Annotated in this window: 3 protein-coding genes; all 3 read left to right on the top strand. The window is 71.2% G+C overall.

The features are described from left to right. Positions 1-234: 234 nt before the first annotated feature. Positions 235-819 carry a TetR/AcrR family transcriptional regulator gene (locus ABZ749_RS34145; RefSeq protein WP_355006849.1) on the top strand — a complete coding sequence of 195 codons (585 nt, stop codon included), beginning with the start codon at positions 235-237 and terminating at the stop codon, positions 817-819. Then, positions 816-1,649, top strand: coding sequence for an alpha/beta fold hydrolase (locus ABZ749_RS34140; protein ID WP_357235297.1), 834 nt, complete (start codon positions 816-818; stop codon positions 1,647-1,649). The genes ABZ749_RS34145 and ABZ749_RS34140 overlap by 4 nt, the downstream gene beginning before the upstream one ends. A gap of 119 nt (positions 1,650-1,768) precedes the next feature. Next, positions 1,769-2,026, top strand: a complete 258-nt coding sequence (locus tag ABZ749_RS34135) for a hypothetical protein (RefSeq protein ID WP_357235295.1) — start codon at positions 1,769-1,771, stop codon at positions 2,024-2,026. The last annotated feature ends 234 nt before the right edge of the window (positions 2,027-2,260 follow it).

Below are 2,260 nucleotides of genomic sequence, written 5' to 3'. Positions count from 1 at the left end.
AGGTGATCCGGACGAGCGCGTCGGTCTCCGCCTCCAGCGTCGCGTCGGGCACCTCCCGCACCGCGACCGTCCGGACGTCCGTGTAGACGACGGCTCTCATCCCGGCTCTCCTGTTCGGCGGTGGAACGGCCGGTCTTCCCCCGACTGGGCAGTTCATGCCTGCCCGACCCAGCAGCCGACCGCGGTGCTATCTTAGGGGCCCTAAGTTATTTCCTAGCGAAGCAAAGGTCCGGTATGCCACGGCAGGGTCTGACCAACGCGCGCGTCTCGGCCGCCGCCGCCGAACTGGCGGATTCGGTCGGCCTGTCCCGGTTGACCGTCGCCGCCGTCGCCCGGCACTTCGGCGTCTCGGACGCGGCCCTGTACGTGCACGTCCGCAGCCGGGACGCGTTGATCGAGCACGTCGCGGTCCGGGCGGCGGCCACCTTCGCCGACGCGCTGGCGATCGCGGTGGCGGGGCGGGCGGGCCGCCAGGCCCTGGTCGGATTCGCCGACGCCTGGCGCGCGTTCGCCGTCACCCATCCGGGGCAGTACGCGGCGACCCAGCTCCAACTGCCGCCCGAGGTCGGCACCCGGTCGGCCGGGCACCTACGTCTGATCGAGCTGAGTTACGCGATGCTGCGCGGGTACGGGCTCGACGAGCCGGCCCTGACCGACGCCATCCGATTCGTCCGCAGCACCTTCCACGGCTTCGTGAGCCTCGAAACGGTCGACGGTTTCGGGCATCCCCGCGCTGTCGACGCGTCGTGGCAGTCGATCCTCGACGCGGTGCACACCACGTTGAGCAACTGGCCGACCCAGAAACAGGAGCAGCAGTGAGCAGCCGCGATCAGTCGGTCGAGTCGGCCGACGGAACCCACCTGGTGGTACGACGACTGGGCGTCGGAGACCCCGTCGTCCTGGTGCACGGCTCGGGTGGCGGGCTGCACTCCTGGGCCACCGTCGCGGAGCACCTGACCCAGGACCACGAGGTGTGGCTGCCGGCCCGGCGCGGATACGGTCCCAGCGACGTCCCGGCCGGCACCAAGTCCTTCCGGGACGAGACCGCCGACCTGCTCGCCGTCATCGAGGCCGCCCGGCGATCCTCGGGCCGACCGGTCCATTTCGTCGGCGCGTCCTACGGAGCGACCCTGGCGTTGCACACCACCTTGGTCGATCCGCGCGACGTACGCTCCCTGGCGATCTTCGAGCCGCCGCTCTTCGCGGCCGGAGCGCAGGTCGTGCCGCTGCTCGACCGGTACCGTGCCGCCTTCGAGCGCGACGACGCCGCCGCGATGGCAGCGGCCCTGAACGATGTGACGCGGGTTCCGGCCGAGATCGTCGCCGCGATGGCCGCCGGCGCGGAAGATCGGGTGCCCGACCCGGTCGAGGCGCGCCGCTCCGCGGTCGGCTGGCTGCACGATCTGGAGGCGCTCGCGCAGGACAGCACCGACATCACCCGGTGGTCCTCGATCGCCGTGCCGACTCTCCTGCTGGCCGGCGCGGACACCTGGGAGCCGATGCCCACCACCATGAACGCCCTCGCGCGGGCGATTCCGGCGGCCCGTTACGTCGTCTGGCCGGGTCAGTCGCACTTCGTGACCATGACGGCACCCACCCTGGTCGCCGACGCGCTGCGGCGGTTCTTCGCCGCGGTACCCGCCGCCTAGCCGAGCCGGCCGAGGCACCGGCGGCGCCGCCGAGACACCTCACCGCCTCAGCCCGTCGAACGCATCCGCTCGGGCTCGATGACTGCGCCCGTGACCCACCCTGCTCGGTGGTGGCATCAGTGACCTGTGTTCTGCCCGCCGTCGACGTGCAGGAGCAGATCGGCCTCATCGAGCAGGTCGTCGCCGAGGCCAAGGAGCGCGGCCTGGCGGGCCCGTCGGTCGACAGCCGGGAGGCCGCCCGATCGATAGTCGCGCAGATCGAGGGGCGGGTCCTGCTCGCGAAGCTGCTCAACGATCCGACCCAGCTGGAAACGTTGTGGCGCAACTGCCTCGACCTCCTCCAGGTGCCGGCACAGGCACGGACCACCACCGGCTGAACGGACAACTGTCGCTGACCGTCCACTCCGGGCGCACTGCGCGGCCGCTCAGTAACATCGACGAGGCACGATTTTCAGGCGGACCACTCCCGACCGGATCGAGCACTCGACATGACGACCGAGCAGACCACGTCTCCCCCACGTGCCGGTGTCGGCATCGCCGCTCAGGGGCTGGGCCAGAGCGTCCGGAGCGGTCGCCAGATCCTGACCGACATCTCGGTGAGCGTCGCGCCG

It is taken from the genome of Micromonospora sp. NPDC047753 (assembly GCF_040642735.1).
In the GTDB taxonomy this organism is placed as follows: Bacteria; Actinomycetota; Actinomycetes; order Mycobacteriales; family Micromonosporaceae; genus Micromonospora.
The sequence above is the reverse complement of the archived record's forward strand: the minus strand, read 5'-3'. Positions and strand labels throughout refer to the sequence as shown.